Source organism: Kitasatospora sp. NPDC088160 (genome assembly GCF_044741445.1).
Taxonomy (GTDB): Bacteria; Actinomycetota; Actinomycetes; order Streptomycetales; family Streptomycetaceae; genus Kitasatospora.
The window spans coordinates 111,897-126,770 of record NZ_JBIUSS010000002.1 but is presented as its reverse complement, the minus strand read 5'-3'; the positions used below and the strand labels follow the sequence as shown (position 1 = coordinate 126,770).

Genomic DNA, 14,874 nt, shown 5'->3' with positions numbered 1-14,874 from the left:
GACCCGCTTGCTCTCCGCCGACCAGCCGTAGGCGTGGCTGCTCGGTGAGGGTCTGGTCGGCGTCGAGCTCCGGGCTGTCCGGCCGGCTACGGCGGAAGCGGGTTCGCCACCAGGAGCGGACGGTGTTCGGTGTGGCCGAGTCGCTCCGCTCCGTTCGAGCCGTGAGCGTCTCCTCCTCCGAGACCTCAGCGTCGTCCGGTTCGCTGTGCGCCGCAGTAGGGGTGGCATGGCGCGACATGACGATGTAGAGGTGGGTGGCGCCGCCGAGTACGAGCGGGGCGATGGTGCTGAGCGCGCCGACGGCCGTGTTGGTCAGGTGGAGCCCCTGGTCGGGCGGGATCTGCTGGTTGAGCCGGACAGCGTGGGTCCAGTTGGCCCAGACGCTGGTGGCCGTAGCGCTGCCGAACACCGACCAGGTGTAGGCGCGGGCGCGCCACGGCGCCTCCTTCAGGACGACCAACGCCCGTACGCCGTAGGCGATGAACCCATCGATTGCCAGCGGGAAGAGGTAGGAGAGCTCGGGGCGCACGTGCATGGCGACGGCCATCTGCTGCAACGCGTCGTAGCTCAGGGTGCCGCCGACCGCGCCCATCACGCCGATCGCGGCCTTGTCCCAGCCGGACATGCGATTCGGCGTACCGCCAAGCTCGTTCATGCCGCCACCGCCGCCGGCTCCGGGTTGAACTGGGCGGCGATGCGCTGCTCGCGGCGCAGCAGGAAAGGCTGCTTCTCCAGCTGCGCGCGGGCTTCGCGCAGTCGGGTGAGCGCCCTGGTGCGGCCGATGTCGAGTACGGGCGCCCAGATCCGCGGGTCGAGGCCGAGGATGGCGGCAACGACGCCGACGCTGTCGCGCTCGGCTCGGGAGAGGGAGACGGGGCGGCCGTGAAGTGCGGCAACGACGCGGTCCTCTTCCCATCGGCCGTTGGTGTTCAGCTTGTGCAGGGCGAGTCGCTCGTTCTGATCGAGGCCGGCGCGGATGCCGTGGCGGTCGTTGGTCTCCAGGGCCTCGGTGAGGCATTCGTCGCTGACGGGGCAGCCGCCGCACAGAGCCTTGGCGGCTTGGTGTTTCGCGGTCTCGCCGGCCGAGGGATAGAAGAGGTCCGGCTGGGGACTGCCGGCGCAGGCGGCCTGGCGTACCCAGGTGTAGTCGCGTCGGCGGCTGGTGATCGAGGTGATGGTGCTGGACACGGGGGTGGTTCTCCGGGTGGGTCCGCTGCCGAAGGCGCGGAAGTGCGGGGCGTCGGCGTCAGCGCGGCCAGGGTCGGGGTGGGTTGGTCGCGCTGGTGCCGGCCGTTCGGTGGCTAGCGGGGTCGCGGGCCGGAGAGACGGGAGACTGTCTCTCTGGCCAGTGTTCTGATCCGCCGGTCGACGGCCGGGCTCGTCCTCGAGTCGGCCGGTGCGCTCGGGCGGCTGGCCTGCAGCTGAGCGAGAGCACGCAGGTAGCCGGGCGAGGCGTCCTCGCGGGTCTTGATCTTGGGGGCTTGGGCGGCGCCTTCGCCGTACCCGGCAGACCGGCGGGGTCGTTCGGCGGGCTGGGTGCCGTACCCGCGCAGCACGCGAATGCTGCGCAGGATCGTTTCTCCGTGCGCCTGGTTGATCTTCGCGATGAGTACCGGGGCGAGGGCCCTCACGTGGGTCGCGTAGGCCGGGGAGTCGGCGCGGACCTCGAGCTGGCCGTTCTGGTGGTCGAAGCTGACGGCGGCGACGTGGGCGGCGAGGTCGCCGACGGCTGCCGGCCAGAGGTCGAGCAGTTCGCCGCCGGCCAGCGGCTCCTGCCAGGCGTGCTGGGTCACCAGGTCGGACAGGGCCGTTCCCAGCCCCACGGGGTCGAGTCCGCCCCGCCGGGGGCCGGCGGAGCGCCCGGCGGTCGGGGCTTTGGCCGCGCCGGCTGGGCGCTTGCTCGCGTCGGCGCGGGCCCGGCGCAGGGCGAGGCGGGCGAGGTCGATGCCGGTGTTCTCGTTGTGGCTCATCAGGCGGTTCCTGCTCTCAGGTGGCTGCTGGTGGTGCGAAGGCGCAGGACGCGCTCGACGAGGTCGCGCCCGTAGATCTGCTCGGTCTGGTCCCGGCCGGCCAGGGCCAGGGCGGAGGTGACGAGTTCGGGTCTTCCGGTGAGGTACTGGCGCCACGCGGTGGTGCGGGCTTCGCGGTGCTCGTCGCTGGTCGGCTCCTCGTCGAGGGCCACCAGCGGCTCGCGACGGGTCGCTCTCGTCCAGGCGTCCCGGAACAGGCGCTGGACCGCGGTGCTGCGCGGGGCCTGCCAGGTGCCCTGCCATTCGGCGTGGCGCTCCTTGGCCGCCTGCGGGCTGTCGCGCCACCAGGCGACGATCGCGCTGCGCTTGGCCGAGGTGTCGTAGAGCAGCTCGGCTCCGACGAGGCGGGCGGTCAGGAAGCCGACCGGGCGGTGGACTCGGCGGGCGGGCGACCGCTGGGCCAGGACGGCGATGACCTCGTGGGCGGTCCACCCGGCGTCCGCGAGGTGGCGAACGGCCCAGGCGATCCGGGCCACCGGGCTGCCGCTGAGCCACGGAACCTGCCGGACGAGTTCGAGAGCCAGCTGGTGGCGCCGACCGACCGCGTTCAGCTTCCGGCGGGTCCGCTTTCCCGGTGGATCCTGCTGGTCTTTCCCGTTCCCGAGGTCGCCCTCAGAGGGATTGTTGGTAGGTGCTACAGGAGAAGACGTAACAGCACCTGCCCCCATTGGGGTGCAACGGGAGGACTTCGCAGAGGAGTTGATGCCGGCCTTCCTGGTGCCTCGACGCTTGGTGCGGCGCACGGTTCGCGCGGCCTTCTTGCCGAGCTGCGCGAGGGTAAGGCGGCTCTCGTAGGAGACGACACCGACGACAGTGCGGATGAACGTCTGGGACGTGGCGGTCCGCAGCCCGATGGTCTCGTCGAACTTCGCGGGGATGGTGCGGACGAACTCGCTTGCCCTGGCGGCGGCCTGGCGTATTCGGGTGCCCTTGACGGTATAGGTGAGCAGTCCGGACTCCCGGAGGATCGACAGGTGGTACTGCACGGTGCGCTCGGACACCTGGAGGATCCGGACGAGGTAGTCGACGCCCGGTCTGCAGGGGGTGAGCTGGGCGAGCAGCTCGGCGATGCGGATCGTGGTGCTGCCGAAGCGGGGGCCGTGGGTGCGGGCCGGGGTGTGGGCCTGGCTGTCGCGCACCCAGTGGACGGCTTGCAGCCAGGTGTAGGTGTCCGGCGCGATCCGGCCGGTGGTGGTGGATATCCACTGGGCGGGGTCGGGGACGAGCAGGGCGGAGTCGCCTGTCGCCGTCCCCGGGTTCTGCGCTTCGGGGGCGCAGGCGGGCAGGGGGGCACTGGGCACGGGAGTCCTGGTTTCGCTGGGCACGGCGGCCGGCACCCTGGGGGCTGTCGGGGTGCGGCAGCGGGTGCGGTGAACTCGGTGCGCGGCGGAAGGGCTTCGACGGCGCGTCACCGGTCGGGAGGGAGGGGCCGCGCTCGGGCGCGACAGCACGGCCTCGCCCCGTGGAGCGGGGCAGGGCTGGTCACCCGACGTCGCAGAGGTGGTGCCTCGTGGTCGCGGCTGTCGGGCCTTCGGGGTGTTGCCGGGTCAGGCCGCCATCGGGGTGGCGTCGGCTGCCACGGCGGTCAGGCATCCGGTGGTGAGGTCCAGCTCGTGGGCGTTCCGGGGGTCGAGGCCGGGGAAGTGCTGGACGATCCAGCGGGCTGCGGCCTGCCGGTAGGCGAGAGGCTGGGGCACGGCCTGGCCCTGGGCGTCGAATACGCCGGCGGTGCAGGGGTACCCGGCCGATCCGGTGTCCAGGCGCACGACGGCGGCGCCCGGGTCGAGGAGGCTGGCGAGGATCTCGACGAAGGAGGTCGAGGCGATGGCGATCTCGGTGCTGTCCGGTCGCGACGGCGACCCGGCGGTACCCGTGTAGGTGGGCATGGGAGACTCCTGGGCAGGTGGAGCAGATCGGCCGCGTGGTGGAACAGGCTGGCCGGCTGCTTCGGACGTGATCCGCGCCCTCGGCGGGTGGCTTCCAGGAGCTGGAATCTCCCGGACGCCCGCCGAGGACGGCCCGTGGACGCGGCCCGTGCAGCGATTTGCTGCCCGTTCCCCCTTCCGCCGTTCGCGTGACGCAGGGGCCGAACACACCCCCTGACCAGGCAATCGACAGTTAACTGTCCGTCGGGTGCGATCAACGTACACCAAAAAGTCGACCATGGGGATAGTTAACTGTCGATCGGGATGTGCATCCGAGCACCATCGGGCACTAAAGTGTCCGTGTGGGACGATCTGACACGGAGGAGCACCGATGACCGAGGCCGCGAGAGAGGGCGTGGCGCGGATCGCCGCGACCTTCAACTACCTACTGGAGAACCGCCACCCCCAGGGGCGAGGGCCGTACTCGATCCCGGAGGTCGCCGCCGGCACCCGCGTCAGCGAGAGCACCTTGAAGCAGATGAAGGCCGGGGTGAACGACAACCCCAAGATCAACACTCTGGTCGCGGTCGCGGGGTTCTTCGACGTGCCGCCGGACATCTGGGTGACCGACAAGCCGCTGGACGAGGTCCTGGTCGACCGCGACCTCCACAACGCCATGCGGGACGCCGGCATCGAGTCGATCGCCCTGCGCAGCAAGGACCTGAACCCGGACAACCGCAAGCTCGTCCTCGACATGATCACCGTGGCGCGCAGGTCCCAGGGGCTGGCCGAGGAGCCCGGGGCATCCTGAGCCCGTCCTCGGCCCCAAGTGGGGCTCTTTATTTTTCAACCTTATCTATGCGCATAGACTCGACCTCCGAGTCTGTGCGCATTCCCGCTTTCTTGGGCCACATCCCGGAATGCGGGCGAGATGTCCGGATCAACGGAACTGAGATGCAGATCACTGGGCCGATTTGACGTGGGCACGTGGAATCACTTTCGGTGATGAACTAACTCCCCGTCACATCCATCAGCCCCGAAACCTCGCACGCCCCGACCGGTTGCACCATGCGCATCGGCACGTTCCGTCACGGCCTGAAACAAAAGGCCGGGCGCCCAGGCGACCCCCCTTCCCCGCTTGAAGACCGTCTGCAAAAACGATCTTCGCGGATATGCATACGATCGTTCCGTCATGACCACAGAGCGGGCCCGTCGCCACTAACACGGGCCGGGCCTCAAGATCACTTCAGGAGGGAGATTGTGTATGCGGCCTGCGAGGACCGCCTCAGTGAACTCCTCCCGCTTCTGCCTCACCGCTTCACCGAGGAAGAGCTGGTCAAGGCAGTCTCCACGCTGATAGGCCGCCCCATACATGTCGAACCGCGCGACATGAAGGGGGACTTTGCCTGCGGCCTCCGAGAGAGATATTCGGACCGCGAGGTCATCTCCTACGAGATAACCGCTTCACCGCTTCACCGAATCCAGATCATCGCCCATGAACTCGGCCACATCCTCTGCGGCCACCCGGGCTCGATCAGGCTTGCCGATATTCCGTCGGACGAGGAAATTGCCGACATGACCGACTGGTCGATCCTCGGAATTTCCGCCCGCACGTCCTACGAGTCGCAGGACGAGCAGGAGGCCGAGCTGATGGCAACCCTCCTCATCCAGCGGATGTATCGCGCGACCGTGATGCCCGCACAACGCCCCACCGCCGCCGACGAGCGGTGGAACGCGATGTTCACCTGACCGAAAGAACCACCACCCATGATCCGCGTCATTACGCTCGGGCTTCCTGCCCTGCTCCTGGCAGCCGCCCTGTTCTGGATTCGCCCGCGCCGAAACGGCCAGGCAAGGCCGGCTCATTCCGGCAGCACGATCACCATGCTGCTGGCCTGGGCCATCGCCATCGTGGGATTCCACCCCAGCGTCCAGGACGCGGCAGACGGCGTCACCCGCGACTTCGCGAAGCTGGTCAGCAACGTGCTGATGCTCGTCGCGAGCGTCAGCGTCGTCGCATGGCTCATGTTCCTCAACCACGAGAAGACCGAGGCCCGCAGACGGCTCCGGCCCCGACTCGCCTTCCTCGGCGTGGCGGTCGCCGTGATGGCGGTCTCCTTCTTCGCGGTCCCCGCCGACCGCCGTTGGAGCAGTGAGTTCACGAACACCCACTGGGGCCAGGCGCCCGTCCTCCTGCACGTCTACACCCTCGCCTACGTGCTGGTCATGGGTCACGCCACCTACGACTGCCTCACCCAGACCTGGCGCCGCAGCAGCCAATCGCCCTGGCGAGTCCACCGGGCCGGGCTTCGCGGAGCGGCGATCGGCTGCTTCTTCGTCCTGCTCTACCTGGCGTACAAGGTCGTCAACGCCGGCGCTTCCATCGCCGGGGTCGAACTCTTCCCCGGCGGCCTCCGCTGCACATCGCTCGTCACGCCGTACCGCTGCGCTTTCTCCTTCACCGCTCCGTTGATCGGCGTGCTGCTGATCACCGCCGGCCTCACGGTCCCGGCCCTTCTGTGGCCGGCCGCGAAGCTGCTGCGCCGTCGGTGGGAGCGCAAGACCGCCCAGGAGCTCCTGCCGCTCTGGACGGACCTGACCACCGTCCGCCCGAAGATCGTCCTGCGCGCTGTCGTCATCGAGACCGACCCGGACGTCGTCCTGCACCGCCGTGTGGTGGAGGTCTGCGACGGAATCCTCGCCCTGGACGACCACCGGTCCCGCGCCATCGAACGCCTGGCCACCGAAGCCGTCGAGCGCCGAGGGCAAGGCGGCACCGAGACCGGCGCCGCCGTCGTCGAGGCAGCCGTCGTCGCCGCAGCGATCGAGGCCGCCCGCACTGGTGCTCGGATCCAGGACGACCCTGCTCCGCAGGCGACCGGGGAGTCCGCCCGCGAGGGAGACCTCCGCGCCGAAGCGCTCTGGCTACGCTTGGTCTCCCAGCAGTACGCGAACAACGACATCGTCCGCACCGCCGTAGCCGTCCAGCGGCAAGCGGCCCCCATCGCGGCATAGGGATCGACCATGGCCTCCCCCTTCGCCGACCCGGCGTTCTACGCCGACCGCTACCCCACCTACACCGCCCTGCGGAAGTCCAGCCCGGTCCTGCAGGCGTCGTTGGACGGCGGAGCCTCCACCGCGACCGTCGTCACCGGCTACGACGAGGCCCGGCAGGCGTTCACCGCCCCGCTGTCCAAGGACACCGGCGCCTACTTCGCGGACAAGCCGTCCGGCCGGTCGCTCCACCCGGCCATCGCCCGCACCATGCTCACCGTCGACCCGCCCGAGCACACCCGGCTGCGCCGGCTGGTGACGAAGGCGTTCACCCCGGCCCGGATCGACGGACTGCGCCCCTACATCCGCGCCCTCGCCGACCAGTTGGTCGGGAACTGGGAGCCCGGCACCGAGGTCGACCTCGTCGAGGAGCTGGCCGGCCCGCTGCCGGTCACCGTCATCTGCCAGTTCCTCGGCGTGCCGACGACCGACAGGGCGTCGATCCGCTCCTGGTCGACCGACCTGTTCGCCACCGGTGACCACGCCCGCATCGACGGGGCCTCCCATGCCCTGGCCGGCTACATGGCCGAGCTGATCGAGGCCAAGCGCGCCCACCCGGACCGCTCACTGCTCTCCGACCTGATCGCGGTCCACGACCAGGACGAAGACCGGCTGAGCGAGGACGAGTTGCTCTCGCTCGCCGTACTGCTGCTGGTCGCCGGCCACGAGACCACCACTGCGGCGATCGGCAACTCCGTGCTGGCCCTGCTCCAGCACCCCACCGAGCTGGCACACCTGCGCACCAGCCCGCACTGCATCGCCGACGCCGTCGACGAGTTGCTGCGGTACGACTCCCCGGTCAGCATCGCCACGTGGCGGTGGGCACCCGGGGAGGTGGAACTCACCGGGACCAAGGTGCCCAGCGGCAGCCCGGTCTTCGTCTGCCCGGGCGCGGCCAACCGCGACCCGACGAAGTTCCCCGACCCCGACCGGCTCGACCTCGACCGCGCGAACGCCGCCAGCCACCTCGCCTTCGGCCACGGAATCCACCGCTGCCTAGGCGCACCGCTGGCCAGCGCGGAGGTCGAGATCGTGCTCGCCGTCCTCCTGGAGCACTCCCCCGGCCTTCGGCTGGCCGTCCCGGCCGACCAGCTCGTCTGGCGGCAGTCCCGGCTGGTCCGCGGCCTCGTCGCCCTGCCGGTGAACGTCTAGGCGGCAGCTGTGGCGGGGGCAGGGAAACCCCCTCGCCCCCGCACACAGGCCACACCGGGCCCACACGTGGCCGCAAGCGTCCGCCCAGGTCAGCAAGGTCGTCAACGTGCCCACGCGCCCGACAGCGGGCCCTACGCGGCCTCGCCCGCCCCGGTGGCCATCGCAGCCCGGACCTTGGCCAGCCCCCTGGCCGTCGTCCGTGCCCGCGCCTCGTCCGGGGCGCTCTGGCGACGAATTCCCGCGCACGCCGGGCACAGGCCCGGCTCCGGCAGCGGATCCCGGCACTCCCCGCACTCGGCGAGGCGTCGGCGCCGCGACGGCGGCGAATTCAGACGCTGCACGGGCGGCATCTTGCGCTCGAGACGGCTCTGCACCACCTTGGCCGGCGAGTAGACCACGCTGGGCAGTCCGGCCAGCAGCGCCTCGCGCAGTCCCTCCTCCGAGCCACCCCGGTCCAGCCACGCCCGCACCAGCGGTGCGAGCGCCGCCGCCTCGGCCTCGCCGAGCGGCAGTCTGCGCTCGGGCCGGACCGCCCGAAGGAGGACCGCAGCCGCCGCCCGGGCGTCCTGGTCGGCCTCCTGTCCGCCGTCGGCGGTCGTTCGGGAGTCGGGTTCGTCCTCCCGCCCTCCCAGCTCCTCCTCGGCCTGCGATCCGCAGGGCTCCGCCGGCTGCGGCTCGGTCACGACGGGGAGGGGTTCTTTCACCAGGTTCTTTCCAAGAAGGACGCCACGATCACCGTGCTCCGGCTCACCGGACGCCGGTATGTCGGCACCCGGCAGCATCTGCCGCTGCGGGACGTCGAAAAGATGGGCCTCGGAGCGAAGTCGTCCGTTCGGCAGGCGCACCACGTCCACCCGGTAGTACCCCCACGCCCGAAGCTCGTCGAGGGCGTCCTCAACCGTCCGTCGGCCCTGCGGACTGGAGTCCGCCATCTGCCGACAGGTCTCCTTCCACTCCTCCGGCCGAGAGATCAGGTCGAGGAACAACCCCTTGGCCGTGTAGGAGATCGCGCGGTTCTGCGCCAGAGCGTTCGGGACGACCACGAAGCGGGACAGGTGCGGGCTGCGGTGGATACGCAGGGAGAGCCTCCTCGTTCCTCGGCCGGGCCAATCCCAACCGGGGGACGACGGACCATAGCCACGAACTCGCCGCAAGTGAAGCCGACACCGAGCGACCTTGATCACACTGCGATTCGACCGCCCGGCGACGCGCCACAACCAAGCGGCCGACCACCGCCCAGGATCAGCCTCGGTGTTGCCGACAGCAGGCGAACATGCGACTTGCTGACCAAACCGTTCGGCGTAGTAGCAGCGGGGTGTGAGGGCGTTTGCCACAGGTAGGTGCCCTCACGCCCCGCCAAAGACGTGCTGGTCCCCGAGACGCACCCATTCCTGAAGGATAAGCGTGGGACGAGGGCATCAAGTTGCTCACGCATTGTCAGATGTAGTCGATGAAGCTGCTCCGGGTGTGCTCGATGTAGGCCGTCGTCCCGGAGCGGGCAGCGCCATCGACCTGGCGAAGGCGGTCCATGCTCCGCGGGTTGAGAACGTCGGTCCAGTCCTCGACTGGGCGGGCGTCCCATTCGCTGTGTTCGTCGGGGTCGAGGTGGATCGACGCGAGCTGTTCGGGGCTGAGCGTGTCGCCTTCGAAGATCAGGCCGAACTTGTTCGCGGGCCAGGTCGGTTCGGGCGGGAGGAAGTGGAGGGCCAGCAGCCGGCCGCACGTCAACGTGAGGCCGGTCTCCTGTCGGGTCTCGCGGACCGCAGCTTCGCGCGGGGTCTCGCCGGGGTCCATCTGGCCGCCCGGGAACTGCCAGATTTGGCCCTTGTCGGGCTTGTACACGGAGGAGTTGAGCAGCACCGGTCGGCCCTGTTCGTCGGTGACGTACAGCGAGGCGTACGCGGTCGCCCGGGGAAGGGTGGCGATGAACTCCTCGGGCGGGAGCCAGTTGCCGCGTTCCGGGTCGGATTCGGGCAGGAAGGACGTCACCGGTTCCTCCAGTCGGTGGGGGTGTTGAGGACGTCGGCGGCCCACTGGTAGTGGCCGGTGTCGCGGATGTACTTGTTCTGCTCGGGGTAGAGGTCGCAGCTGAGCAGGGCGATCATGTGCAGGTAGGCGGCGAGGTCGTCGCGGCGGTCGGCGGGGAGGTCTTCGGTGGCAGCGGTCAGCAGGCGGTTGCGGACGGCGGCGCGGTCTTCGTCGTACATCCGGTAGTAGGCGCAGGCCCCGGCGAGGTCGTAGAGCGGGTCGCCGAGCAGGGTGAAGGTGCCGAGGTCGATGATGCCGGAGACCTTGCCATCGGCGACGAGGATGTTGTCGGGGTAGAGATCGCCGTGGATGCAGCCCTCGGGGCCGGTGTAGGGGCGGGCGAGGCGGTCGGTGAGCCGGTCGGTGATGCTGTCGACGGCGGGGACGTCGAGTCGCAGGTCGGGCAGCACTGTGGGGAGCTTCCGCGCGAGGAGGCGGAGCAGGAAGGAGTTCCAGTCCTCATCGGCGTGGGCGGCAGGGTCGGGGTCCAGGAGCATGCGCCGGTTGAGCGGGGAGGTCAGGCGCAGGCCGCCGAAGTCGCGGACAGCGTCGAGGTACACGGCCTCGGTGGCGGGGGCGTTGAGGTCGAGCGCTTCGCCCATAGGGGTGCCGGGCAGGCGGGTCTCGGTGACGGCCAGCAGGGGGCCGTGCGGCTCGATCGAGCGGATCTCGGGCAGGGCGAAGGGGACGCTGCTGCGGTCGAAGTGCTGGTACAGGTCGGCGATGGTCTCCAGGGCCTGGCGCTGGCCGGGGTCGGCGTAGACCTTGAGGACCTGGTCGTGGCCGAGGGCGTAGACGCGGGCCTCGGTGCCGGCGGCGATCAGGTCGGCGGGGGTGAGTCCGCGGGCGGCGAGGAGAGCGTTCTCGGCGTCGGCGGTGATGCTGCTGGCGTCTCGGCGGGTGATCACGACGTGCTCCGGGTGACGGCGGTGATGGCGGTGACGACGGTGCGGTTCTCGGGCCCGACGGGTCCGCCGTTGAAGTCCCCGGCGAAGGAGACGACGGCGAATCCGGCCTGGTGCAGGGCGTCTTCGAGTTCGGGTCGGGAGTACATGCGGGTGCGGCAGGTCGCGGACCAGCCGGGCCGGGTGTAGGTGACGTGGGCGAGCTTGGCCTCCCAGTCGTACCAGGCGCTCTCGGTGACTCCGCCCTGCGTAACGGATTTGGTGCTGATCGGTTCCGTGCCGTGCCGGTTCTCGTGTTCGGCGCGCTCGCGGGTGGTCAGTTCCATGACGAGGTGGCCGCCGGGCTTGAGGGCGGTGGCCCAGGCGGTGAGAGCGGCGAGGTCGTCGGCGGGGGTGTTGAGGTAACCGAAGGAGGTCCACAGGTTGAGGACGACGTCGAACTCCCCGGGCGGGGGGTTGCGCATGTCGGCCTGGTGGAAGTCGGCGCCGGGGTGGAGGTCGCGGGCGCGGGCGATCTGGTGGGGCGAGGCGTCGATGCCGGTGACGTGGAGTCCGCGGGCGGTGAGGGGGCCAGTGTGCCGGCCGAAGCCGCAGGGGACGTCGAGGACCCGGGTGCCGGGGGTCATGAACTCCTTCGCGCACAGGGCGGCGAGGTCGGCTTCGGTGCTGTCGTACTTGCCGAGGGCGCGGAAGGTCTCCTCGAAGCCGGGGTCGAAGAAGCGGTCGGCCCAGTCGTCGGGGGCGGTCACGAGGGCGGTGTCGTTCACGGCGTGGGCTCCAGGGCGGTCAGCAGGAGGGCGTGGAGGTCGCGGGTGTCGGCGGCGACGAGGTAGCGGGCGGTGACGTCGGGGCCGTCGAGGCGGACAGGTCTGCCGTGCTCGTCGGTGATGTGGCGGCCGGTGGCGGTGATCAGGTGGCAGAGGGTTGCGATGTCCCAGGCCCGGTGGCCGCACATCTCGGCGACGGCTCCGGCGGCGGTGCCCCGTGCCACTTCGGTGAGCGCCCGGGTGGACTCGAAGGCGCCGACGAGCAGCGGGTTCCCGGCGGGCAGCAGGGAACGGAGTCCGGCCGGTTCGAAGTAGCAGGCGTAGACCGGGTGCTGGTCGGTCGGTTCGATGATGGGCGGGCGAAACGTCGCCTGGTCCCGGTCGGCCAGAGCGAGGATGCCCGCGGCGGGGAAGGCGGCGACGGAGAACTCGGGCACCTGGCCGCGCCAGGCGCTGACGAGGACGGCGAAGTCGGTGGAGCCGTCGAGGTACTGGCGGGTTCCATCGAGCGGGTCGATGTACCAGGTCAGCGCGCGGTGGTTCCCGCGAGCCTGGTGGGTGGCGGGGTCCTCCTCGGTGACGATCACTCCGGTGGGGTCGAAGCTGGTGATCGCCTTGACGAGGATCTGTTCGGCGTCGGTGTCGGCGGCGGAGACGAGCGTGCCGTCCGCTTTGCGGCGGACGTCCTCGGGGCCGTCCGGGTGGGCACCCGGCCAGGTGCTCATCAGCCGGGCGGCGGCCTGGTCCACGGCGGCGACCAGGCTGCGCGACCAGTACGCGGGCTCGGTCAGGGTCGTCACGTCGCCGCTCCCGTCAGCGCGGCGGCGATGTGCTCGCCCCACGCGGGCCAGGAGAACGCGGGGTCGTAGGCAGCGGGGGTGCGCGGCCGGTGGTACTGGGTGCGCATCGCGGCGATCAGCTCGGCGGACTCACTTTCGCCCTGGCCGACGATCAGGTGGATCTCCTCGGGCCGGCGGGGGTGCATGCCGGGGACGTCACTGAGGATGGTCGGGCGCCGGTGGGCGATCAGTGCGCTGGCCGGCCCGGAGGTCTCGCCCAGCCAGGGGCCGCGCAGCTGGATGCCGCAGTCCGCGGCGAGCAGCAGGGCGTCGAACGCCGTGTCGGTGAGGTAGCCGGTGTGGCGGACGGTGGGGTCGTCGGGGACGGTGAGGCCGTCGCGGGCCTCTCCGGCGAGCAGGAGAAGGGCGTCCGTGGGGCGGTCGGTCCAGCGCTGCCAGGCGTCGAGGAGGACCGGGATGCGTTTGTAGGCGCCGAGGAAGCCGAAGGTGGCGAAGACGAACGCGCGCTCGGGGATGCCGTGGCGGGCCCGGGTGCCAGCCACGGGGGTGAGCGGGCGGACGGGGAAGGGCAGGTGGCGGATGTCGGCGGCCGGGTGGCGGTCGGCGAGGTGTTCGGCCAGCAGCGGGGAGTGGACCAGGACGCGGGTGGCCGCTTCGATCGCCAGGTCCTCGATGCGGGCGTTGAGGCTGTAGCGGTCGACGTGCAGGTGGTCGGCGAAGTGGCGCTCCATCGCTTCCCGGGCGTCCAGGTGGGTGCCGACCGCAGTGGAGACCCGGCTCAGGACAGCTTGCTGCTCGGCGGCGGGCAGCTGGTCCCACGCCTCGTAGTAGTAGTCCAGGTTGTTGTACTCGTGGAGCAGGACCGTGCCGGGCCGGGCGGCCAGGGCGCGGAAGGCGCCGTGGTGGAGGGCGTTGTTGCCCAGGTGGTAGAGGACGTGGTCGAAGCCGCTCGGGTTGTAGCCGGGCCCGGCGATCCGGCGGGTGGTGAAGTGTCGGGCGAGGTGGGGCAGGGACTGGGTGATGTACCCGGCGACGCCGCTCTTGTCGCGCTCGCCGGGGCCCCAGATGCCGAGGGTGGGCAGTTGCTCAGACACGGGCCGCTCCGACGGGGCAGGCGGCGTTGATCGCCTCGATGTAGGCGGAGGTGGTGTTGGCGACGCTGCGGGCGATGCCGAAGTACCGGGTGGCGCGGTCGGTGGCGGCCCGGCCGGTGTGGGCCCGCAGGGTGGTGGAGACGGCGAGTTCGTCCAGCGCGGCGGCGTAGACGGCGGGGTCGGCGGTGTCGACGAGCCGGCCGCTGTCGGGGGTGACCACCTCGTTGAGGCCGTCGATATCGCTGACGACCGCCGGGGCGCCGTGCTGCATGAACTCGATGACGGCGAGCCCCAGCCCTTCGGCGGTGCTGGGCTGGGTGACCAGGTCGGCGGCCTCGGCGAGCAGGTCGCGCACCTCATCGTCCTGGTCGGTCAGGAGCGTGACCCGGTCGCCGTACCGGGCGGCGAGTTCGGCAACGTGGTGGAGGTAGGCGGCATCGGAGCCGTTGGTGGAGCCGAGCAGAACCAGCCGCGTTTCGGCGCGGGTGGCCATCAGCTCGTAGGCGTCCAGCAGCCGGTGCTGGGCCTTGCGCGGGGTGTAGCGGCCGGTGAGGGCGATCAGCAGGCCGTCGCTGGGCACGCCCGTGGCCTGAGCGAGGAAGTGCCGGGCGGCCCGGCGGTCGTGGACGCGCGGCCGGTGAGGGACGCCGAGGTGGGCGGTTCGGATGCGCTCGGCCGGGTACCCGAAGCCTTCGGCCTGCCGGGCGAAGGCCCGGCTGCCGGCGAGCACCAGCGTGGGCGTGCACGTTCTGGCGACGAAGTGGCAGCGGGGCCAGCCGCCGGGCTCTGTCTCGGGCCGGGTCTCGTGGAACGACGCGACGACGGGCACCGTCTCGGCGAGCCCCGACATGTGCGTCAGCAGCAGCGCGGCCTGGGTGTGGGTGTGGACGACGTCCGGCTGCGCGTCGGCAAGCGGGGCGAAGTCGTCCAAGGCGGCGAACAGGCCCCGCTCCCACAGCACCGCGTTGGGGTCCGGCGGCTGGAGCAGCGCGCCGCCGCGCAGCACCCGCACCCCGTTCTCCCAAGTGGCGGCGGGCTGGTCCAGGGAGTCGCGGTTGGTGAGGACGGTCACCTGGTGGCCGGCCCCGGCAAGGTGTTCGGCAAGGGTGGTGACGTGGGTCTCCATGCCGCCTCGGCGCGGGCGGTAGGTCGTGCTGACCAGGCCGACGTGCATGCTGT

16 protein-coding genes are annotated in these 14,874 nt (G+C 70.8%); 4 read left to right on the top strand and 12 right to left on the bottom strand.

Annotated elements, in window-relative coordinates; translation table 11 throughout:
• The 5 genes from ACIOGZ_RS03020 to ACIOGZ_RS03000 form a co-directional block, all read right to left on the bottom strand.
• Positions 1-625: DUF2637 domain-containing protein (locus ACIOGZ_RS03020; RefSeq protein WP_400984593.1), on the bottom strand; the 625-nt coding region annotated here is incomplete at its 3' end.
• A 26-nt stretch (positions 626-651) separates the two neighbouring features.
• A complete protein-coding gene (locus ACIOGZ_RS03015) occupies positions 652-1,188 on the bottom strand; it encodes a WhiB family transcriptional regulator (protein ID WP_400473490.1) in 537 nt (178 codons plus the stop codon).
• Positions 1,189-1,301: 113 nt separating this feature from the next.
• Positions 1,302-1,970, bottom strand: coding sequence for a DciA family protein (locus ACIOGZ_RS03010; RefSeq protein ID WP_400473489.1), 669 nt, complete (start codon positions 1,968-1,970; stop codon positions 1,302-1,304).
• Positions 1,970-3,331: a winged helix-turn-helix domain-containing protein gene (locus tag ACIOGZ_RS03005; protein ID WP_400984590.1), complete on the bottom strand. Its 1,362-nt coding sequence runs from the start codon at positions 3,329-3,331 to the stop codon at positions 1,970-1,972. Before ACIOGZ_RS03005 ends, ACIOGZ_RS03010 begins: the two co-directional genes overlap by 1 nt.
• Before the next feature lie 246 nt (positions 3,332-3,577).
• Positions 3,578-3,916 (bottom strand): hypothetical protein, encoded by a 339-nt coding sequence (locus ACIOGZ_RS03000; RefSeq protein ID WP_400473487.1) that lies wholly within the window; start codon positions 3,914-3,916, stop codon positions 3,578-3,580.
• Positions 3,917-4,286: 370 nt separating this feature from the next.
• Between ACIOGZ_RS03000 and ACIOGZ_RS02995 the strand changes: the two genes are divergently transcribed.
• The 4 genes from ACIOGZ_RS02995 to ACIOGZ_RS02980 all read left to right on the top strand — a co-directional run bounded on the left by ACIOGZ_RS02995 (position 4,287) and on the right by ACIOGZ_RS02980 (position 8,101).
• Positions 4,287-4,706 carry a hypothetical protein gene (locus ACIOGZ_RS02995; protein WP_400473486.1) on the top strand — a complete coding sequence of 140 codons (420 nt, stop codon included), beginning with the start codon at positions 4,287-4,289 and terminating at the stop codon, positions 4,704-4,706.
• 449 nt (positions 4,707-5,155) lie between these two features.
• Complete coding sequence (locus tag ACIOGZ_RS02990; protein WP_400473485.1) at positions 5,156-5,644, top strand: ImmA/IrrE family metallo-endopeptidase; 489 nt, start codon at positions 5,156-5,158, stop codon at positions 5,642-5,644.
• Positions 5,645-5,662: 18 nt separating this feature from the next.
• Positions 5,663-6,910: an MAB_1171c family putative transporter gene (locus ACIOGZ_RS02985; RefSeq protein ID WP_400473484.1), complete on the top strand. Its 1,248-nt coding sequence runs from the start codon at positions 5,663-5,665 to the stop codon at positions 6,908-6,910.
• A 9-nt stretch (positions 6,911-6,919) separates the two neighbouring features.
• Positions 6,920-8,101: a cytochrome P450 gene (locus ACIOGZ_RS02980; RefSeq protein ID WP_400473483.1), complete on the top strand. Its 1,182-nt coding sequence runs from the start codon at positions 6,920-6,922 to the stop codon at positions 8,099-8,101.
• A gap of 131 nt (positions 8,102-8,232) precedes the next feature.
• On the opposite strand, the gene ACIOGZ_RS02975 is transcribed toward ACIOGZ_RS02980, so the two are convergent.
• The 7 genes from ACIOGZ_RS02975 to ACIOGZ_RS02945 form a co-directional block, all read right to left on the bottom strand.
• A complete protein-coding gene (locus ACIOGZ_RS02975; protein ID WP_400473482.1) occupies positions 8,233-9,144 on the bottom strand; it encodes a hypothetical protein in 912 nt (303 codons plus the stop codon).
• 394 nt (positions 9,145-9,538) lie between these two features.
• Positions 9,539-10,090, bottom strand: a complete 552-nt coding sequence (locus ACIOGZ_RS02970) for an NUDIX domain-containing protein (protein WP_400473481.1) — start codon at positions 10,088-10,090, stop codon at positions 9,539-9,541.
• A complete protein-coding gene (locus ACIOGZ_RS02965; RefSeq protein ID WP_400473480.1) occupies positions 10,087-11,037 on the bottom strand; it encodes an aminoglycoside phosphotransferase family protein in 951 nt (316 codons plus the stop codon). Before ACIOGZ_RS02965 ends, ACIOGZ_RS02970 begins: the two co-directional genes overlap by 4 nt.
• Positions 11,034-11,801 carry a class I SAM-dependent methyltransferase gene (locus tag ACIOGZ_RS02960; protein WP_400473479.1) on the bottom strand — a complete coding sequence of 256 codons (768 nt, stop codon included), beginning with the start codon at positions 11,799-11,801 and terminating at the stop codon, positions 11,034-11,036. The genes ACIOGZ_RS02965 and ACIOGZ_RS02960 overlap by 4 nt, the downstream gene beginning before the upstream one ends.
• Positions 11,798-12,601: an inositol monophosphatase family protein gene (locus tag ACIOGZ_RS02955; protein ID WP_400473478.1), complete on the bottom strand. Its 804-nt coding sequence runs from the start codon at positions 12,599-12,601 to the stop codon at positions 11,798-11,800. Before ACIOGZ_RS02955 ends, ACIOGZ_RS02960 begins: the two co-directional genes overlap by 4 nt.
• Entirely contained in the window at positions 12,598-13,695 is a 1,098-nt protein-coding gene (locus ACIOGZ_RS02950; protein WP_400473477.1) for a hypothetical protein, read from the bottom strand. Before ACIOGZ_RS02950 ends, ACIOGZ_RS02955 begins: the two co-directional genes overlap by 4 nt.
• Positions 13,688-14,869, bottom strand: a complete 1,182-nt coding sequence (locus tag ACIOGZ_RS02945) for a glycosyltransferase family 4 protein (RefSeq protein ID WP_400473476.1) — start codon at positions 14,867-14,869, stop codon at positions 13,688-13,690. The genes ACIOGZ_RS02950 and ACIOGZ_RS02945 overlap by 8 nt, the downstream gene beginning before the upstream one ends.
• Between the last annotated feature and the right edge of the window lie 5 nt (positions 14,870-14,874).